Origin of the sequence: Dietzia sp. CQ4 (assembly GCF_014145125.1) — a bacterium.
Lineage (GTDB): Bacteria > Actinomycetota > Actinomycetes > Mycobacteriales > Mycobacteriaceae > Dietzia > Dietzia natronolimnaea.
On sequence record NZ_JAALDZ010000102.1, the window covers coordinates 1 to 5,472 of the forward strand.

The following is a 5,472-nucleotide window of genomic DNA, read 5'->3' on the forward strand; positions in this document are numbered from 1 at the left end:
GCAGGGTGTCCGCCATCGCCCAGGCGCGGCGGGACGGGCGGCGGGTCACCGCGTTCGACGCCTGGGACCCCGCGGGCGCGGGTGTGCGGGTGCTGACGGGCTCGCCGGTCCGCGAGCTCCGGTGGTCCGGTGGACGCACCGGGGGACGGTGCGAGGGAGTGGTGCTCGACGACGACGAGGAGATCACCGCCCGGGAGGTGATCCTGTGCGCGGGGTCGATCGGGACGGCCGAGTTCCTGCTGCGCTCGGGGATCGGACCGCGGTCCGGCCACCCGGTCGGGCGGAGCACGCAGGAGCATCCGGAGGTCCTGCTGGACCTGCCGCCCGACTGGGGTCCGGGGGAGGGTGACCCGCTCGTCCCGCCGCCCCTGCTCTCCCACGTGGTCCGGCTCGGTCTGCCCGGGCCGACGGGCCTCGCGGAGATCGAGGTGCGGCCCTACTCGGTCCCGATGCACCGGGTGATCCCGGGCCTGGACCCCCAGCCGCACCGGATCGGGGTGGCCCTGATGAACCCCGTGGGCCGGGGCCACGTGCGGGAGGGGAGCTCCAGGGGAGACGGCCCGCGGGTGGTGCTGGCCGACGACCCCCGCGACGCCTCGGCGCTCGACCAGGCCGCCGGGATGGTCGCGGACCGCCTGGGCATCTCCGGTGGTGGGCCGCGGCCCGCACCCGTCCCGTCGACCTCCCAGCACCTCGCTGGGTCGGCGCGGATCGGTGAGGTGGTCGACGACTCCGGCCGGGTGTCGGGGTGCGAGGGTGTGCGGGTGGCCGACGCGTCGGTGTTCCCGGTGCTGCCGCGGTGCGGCCCCTATCTCTCCGTCCTCGCGGTGGCCGAGGACCTCGCCGCGCGGGTGATCGCCGGGAACTCGTGGTAGAACCGATATGAGAACACGTTCCACCGCCGAGGTGGGAGTGCGGGCGGAAGGGCCACCATGACGAGTAGCGAGATCCACACCCTCGGTGGTCACATTCACGCCGCCGAGCCCCGGTCCTTCACGCTCGCCGGTGCGGCCGGGATGCTCGTCGGCGACGTGTGGGAGCCGATCGGTGATGCGGATCCGGTCGACGAGATCCTCATGCTGCACGGCGGGGCGCAGACCCGGAACTCGTGGAACCGCGCCGCCCGGCGACTCGCGACCGAGGGGTACCGGGTCACGACGTTGGACGCGCGGGGCCACGGTGACAGCGACTGGGCGGAGGACGGGGACTACGACATCCACCGCATGGTCGACGATCTCGAGCTGATCGTCGCCGCCCGCTTCCCCGGCCGGCTGCCGGTTCTCGTGGGCGCCTCGCTCGGGGGGTTGACCGGACTGCTGGCGCTGGGGACCGCCAAGCCCGTCGCACGGGCGCTGGTGCTGGTGGACGTCACCCCGAAGATCGAGGCGAAGGGCGTCCAGCGGATCGGGGAGTTCATGCGGTCGGGGCTCGACGGGTTCGCGGACCTGGAGGCCGCCGCCGAGGCGATCGCCGCCTACCAGCCGGGTCGTCAGCGCCCGACGAACCTGGACGGACTGCGCAAGAACCTCCGTCAGAAGGGCGACGGCCGGTGGTACTGGCACTGGGACCCGCGCTTCGTCGCGGGCGCCACCGGGGACAACGCCGAGATCGGGAACGACTACTTCGAGGGGATCGTGCCCCACGTCACCGAGCCGACCATGCTCATCAGGGGGTCGCGATCGGACATCGTCAGCGACGAGTCGGTGGCCCACCTGCTGCGGCACCTCCCGCACGCGTACACCCACGAGGTCGCGGACGCCGGTCACATGGTGGCCGGGGACGACAACGCGGTCTTCCTGGACCAACTCGAGTGGTTCCTGGCGGAGATCCTCGGATCCCCGCCCCGCCCGGGGGCGCGGGGGGAATAACCCCGATCGGGCGACGTTGTTCCTCACTGCACGACCTTGAATACCCACACGGGTATGGTCCGTGCGAGAAGGTCGTCGCAGGCGCGGGCTGTCCGTAGGCTGGCGACGAGAGACGACGGGACGAGAGCCGCCCCGTCCCGCTAGGAGGGCATTCGTATGACCACCGTCGACATCACGACCGCCGACTTCGAGAAGACCGTCACCGACAACGACATCGTCCTGGTGGACTTCTGGGCCGAGTGGTGTGGCCCCTGCAAGGCCTTCGGGCCGGTGTTCGAGAAGGTCTCCGGCAAGAACCCCGAGCTGACCTTCGCGAAGGTCGACACCGACGCGGAGCAGCAGCTGGGCGCGATGCTGCAGATCCAGTCGATCCCCACGCTCATGGCGTTCCGCGAGGGCATCGCCGTGTTCCGTCACTCCGGTGCGATCCCGGAGCAGGCGCTCGACGACCTGGTCGAGCAGATCAAGGGGCTCGACATGGACGAGGTCCGCAAGGCGGTCGAGGAGGCCCAGGCCCAGCAGGGCGACGCCCAGGGCTGAGTCGGCCCACTCCCTCCGGCGCGCCCGCGCGCCGAAATTGGAACAGGTTCTCGGTTTGTCGATCCCCGGTGGACCGATGCGGATATCGTGATGAGAACACGTTCCAGTGACGGGATCACCCCGTCGCGCCCGGAGGGAGTCGAATGAAGACCAAGGCCGCCATCGCCCGAGAGCTGGGCAAGCCGTTCGAGATCGTGGAGGCCGAGCTCGACGGCCCCCACTTCGGCGAGGTGCTCGTCAAGTGGAAGGTCGCCGGTCTCTGCCATTCCGACCTCCACATCACCAGTGGTGACCTGCCCGGGCGACTGCCGATCGTCGGCGGGCACGAGGGCGCGGGCGTCGTCGAGGCGGTCGGCCCCGGCGTGACCCACGTCCAGCCCGGCGACCACGTGGTGGGGTCGTTCATCCCGGCCTGTGGCAAGTGTTCCGCCTGTGCGCGCGGCATGACCAACCTGTGCGACGGCGGACTCAACGGCACGATCGGCGAGATGGCCGACGGCCGGTACCCGTTCGCCCTCGAGAACGGCGAGACCGCCGGCGCCATGTGCACCCTCGGCACGTTCTCGCAGTACACCGTCGCCAACATGAACTCGGTGGTCAAGGTCCAGGACTGGATCCCTTTCGAGGTCGCGGCGCTCGTCGGCTGCGGTGTCACCACCGGCTGGGGATCGGCCGTCTACTCGGCCGACGTCCGGGCCGGTGACACCGTCGTCGTCTTCGGCATCGGCGGCATCGGCATCAACGCGATCCAGGGCGCGAAGCACGCCGGCGCGCGATTCATCCTGGCCATCGACACGGACGAGTCGAAGCTGGCCAAGGCCACGGAGTTCGGCGCCACCCACGTCTACTCGGACGTGGACCAGGCCAAGGCCGAGCTTCCGGGCCTGACCTGGGGGAACATGGCCGAGAAGGCCATCATCACGATCGGCGTGGCCGACGCCAAGGTGACCGCCGACGCCACCGACATGGTGGGTAAGCGGGGGGTCGTGGTGCTCACCTCCATGGGCGGCCTCGACAACCAGTCCATCAACCTCACCGGGCTGTTCGTCTCCCAGTACGAGAAGGTCATCAAGGGGTCACTGTTCGGGTCGGCCAACGCCTTCCACGACATCCCCAACATCCTGCGGCTGTGGGACGAGAAGCAGCTCAAGCTCGACGAGCTGATCACGCACCGCTTCACGCTCGATCAGGTCAACGAGGGCTACGAGATCATGGAGTCCGGCGGCGACGGCATGGTCCGCGGGATCATCGTCCACGACGACTGACCCTCTGCGACTCCGCCGGCACGGCCGGCGCTGCGGGCACGACCGCGGCAACCGTGGGCCCCGGTTCCCCTCGAGGGGGTGGACCGGGGCCCGCTCCGTACACCGGACTGGACAGCGATACCCCCACGGGTACACTGGGGTCCGGATCGACATCCGCATCCGCGAGAGAGCAGGAGGGCCCGAGATGGCTGACGACGAGGCGAGGACGCAGGTGCTCAACCGCCTGCGCCGGGCGCGGGGACAGCTCAACGCGGTGATCGACATGGTCGAGCAGGAGCGCCCCTGCAAGGACGTCGTCACCCAGCTGGCGGCGGTCTCCAAGGCGCTGGACCGCGCCGGGTTCAAGATCATCAGCTCCAACATCCAGGAATGCCTGGCGGGCGACGGCGAGACCGGCGAGGACGGGATCACCGTGGCCGAGCTGGAGAAGCTCTTCCTCTCGCTCGCCTGACCGCTCCCCGGGGCCGTGGGATGCTGGCCCCGGTACGCGGAAGACATCACCCGACCACAGACGTGAGGACTGCGACATGGACGTCGGAATCGGTACGTACACGGCGATGGGATTCGACGAGGCGGTGGAGGCGACCCGCGAGGCGCTCGCCGACCGCGGCTTCGGGATCCTCCACGAGATCGATCTCACCGCCACGCTCAAGAAGAAGATCGACAAGGACATCGAGCGCGTCCTGATCCTCGGGGCGTGCAACCCCGGGTTCGCCGGTGAGGCGTTCGACGTGAGCAAGGAGGTCGCGCTGCTGCTGCCCTGCAACGTCGTGGTCCGCGAGTCCTCCGGGGGCTGCGTCATCGAGGCACAGAACCCGGCGCTGCTGGCACAGGTCATCTCGGGCGGTCTGCAGGACATGGCCGACGAGTTGTCCGCGCAGATGCGGTCGATGATGAAGGACCTCACCCGCTGAGTAACCTGGGGGCATGACCCAGGAGCCGTACACCGACCCGCGGGCCCTCGCTCAGCAGAGACTGGAGGCGATGGTGGGGCGGGGAGAGTTGTCCCTCGCCGAGTTCTCGGACCGGGCCGCCAGGATCTGGTCCGCGACCTGCCCCGCCGAGCTGGAGGTGGCCCTGAGCGGGTTGCCGATGCCCCGCGCCGCGGGGCCCACCCCTTCCTCGACGCAGCCGCCGGCCACCCGGCCGTCAGGGGCGATCACCGTCGACGAGAGCCAGAAGAAGACCTCGGTCTTCGACACGCTCAAGCGGGAGGGTCGGTGGTCCCTCCCGGACGACTACCGGCTGACGTCCTGGATGGGCGAGATCTACCTCGACGCCCGTGAGGCCGTGGTCGACCGCCCGCGCACCCACATCCAGCTCGACCTGTGGGCCGCCAACGCCAAGATCCTGCTCCCCCCGGGAGTCTCGGTCGCGGTGACCGGCAACCGGACGTGGTCCGAGCTCAAGATCGACGAGGGCCGCTACGACATCCGTGGTGGCCCGCATCTGGACTTCGAGATCAACGGTTTCATGGCCGGCGTGAAGATCAAGATCCTCGCGGCGGGGGAGCGGATCCCCAAGACGTGGAAGTGGTTCTAGGCGGTTCGACCGCGCCGCCGCCACACCGTGTGCCGGTGCCGGACCTCGTCGTCGTGCCCCTCGACGCGGCTCCGCGGATCGGTGATCCACTCGCCGACCTCGACCCGCTCCCACGTCCCGTCCAGCTCCGGGGCCAGCACGGTCCCCGGGGCGTCCGCGTCGATCTCGGTGACCAGGCACTCGTCGGCTGAGCCGAGCGCGGCGGCGTAGATCTGTCCGCCGCCCATCACCGCCGCGTCCGGGCCGGCCGCCGCCAG

At 70.2% G+C, this 5,472-nt stretch carries 8 protein-coding genes; 7 read left to right on the forward strand and 1 reads right to left on the reverse strand.

All coding sequences use genetic code 11. The features are described from left to right. The 7 genes from mftG to G6031_RS06750 all read left to right on the forward strand — a co-directional run. Window positions 1-875 (forward strand): mycofactocin system GMC family oxidoreductase MftG (mftG, locus tag G6031_RS06720; RefSeq protein ID WP_182652835.1); only part of this gene is annotated, 875 nt, incomplete at its 5' end. Between the two features lie 57 nt (window positions 876-932). Further along, window positions 933-1,868: an alpha/beta hydrolase gene (locus tag G6031_RS06725; RefSeq protein WP_182652836.1), complete on the forward strand. Its 936-nt coding sequence runs from the start codon at window positions 933-935 to the stop codon at window positions 1,866-1,868. A gap of 156 nt (window positions 1,869-2,024) precedes the next feature. After that, entirely contained in the window at window positions 2,025-2,408 is a 384-nt protein-coding gene (gene trxA / locus G6031_RS06730; RefSeq protein ID WP_179525878.1) for a thioredoxin, read from the forward strand. Window positions 2,409-2,551: 143 nt separating this feature from the next. Beyond that, window positions 2,552-3,673 (forward strand): NDMA-dependent alcohol dehydrogenase, encoded by a 1,122-nt coding sequence (locus G6031_RS06735; RefSeq protein WP_182644153.1) that lies wholly within the window; start codon window positions 2,552-2,554, stop codon window positions 3,671-3,673. A 184-nt stretch (window positions 3,674-3,857) separates the two neighbouring features. Next, window positions 3,858-4,124 carry a metal-sensitive transcriptional regulator gene (locus tag G6031_RS06740; RefSeq protein WP_179525876.1) on the forward strand — a complete coding sequence of 89 codons (267 nt, stop codon included), beginning with the start codon at window positions 3,858-3,860 and terminating at the stop codon, window positions 4,122-4,124. Between the two features lie 76 nt (window positions 4,125-4,200). Further along, complete coding sequence (locus tag G6031_RS06745) at window positions 4,201-4,587, forward strand: DUF302 domain-containing protein (protein ID WP_179525875.1); 387 nt, start codon at window positions 4,201-4,203, stop codon at window positions 4,585-4,587. Between the two features lie 13 nt (window positions 4,588-4,600). Then, window positions 4,601-5,215, forward strand: a complete 615-nt coding sequence (locus G6031_RS06750; RefSeq protein ID WP_182652837.1) for a DUF1707 domain-containing protein — start codon at window positions 4,601-4,603, stop codon at window positions 5,213-5,215. On the opposite strand, the gene G6031_RS06755 is transcribed toward G6031_RS06750, so the two are convergent. Next, on the reverse strand, window positions 5,212-5,472 hold a 261-nt coding region (locus tag G6031_RS06755), incomplete at its 5' end, for a dihydrofolate reductase (protein WP_182652838.1). The genes G6031_RS06750 and G6031_RS06755 overlap by 4 nt on opposite strands.

What these genes read in the sequence shown, in the direction of transcription:
- G6031_RS06740 (WP_179525876.1), top strand. Translation starts at nt 3,858, where the DNA reads ATGGCTGACGACGAGGCGAGGACGCAGGTGCTCAACCGCCTGCGCCGG.
- G6031_RS06735 (WP_182644153.1), top strand. Translation starts at nt 2,552, where the DNA reads ATGAAGACCAAGGCCGCCATCGCCCGAGAGCTGGGCAAGCCGTTCGAG.
- G6031_RS06725 (WP_182652836.1), top strand. Translation starts at nt 933, where the DNA reads ATGACGAGTAGCGAGATCCACACCCTCGGTGGTCACATTCACGCCGCC.
- trxA (WP_179525878.1), top strand. Translation starts at nt 2,025, where the DNA reads ATGACCACCGTCGACATCACGACCGCCGACTTCGAGAAGACCGTCACC.
- G6031_RS06745 (WP_179525875.1), top strand. Translation starts at nt 4,201, where the DNA reads ATGGACGTCGGAATCGGTACGTACACGGCGATGGGATTCGACGAGGCG.
- G6031_RS06750 (WP_182652837.1), top strand. Translation starts at nt 4,601, where the DNA reads ATGACCCAGGAGCCGTACACCGACCCGCGGGCCCTCGCTCAGCAGAGA.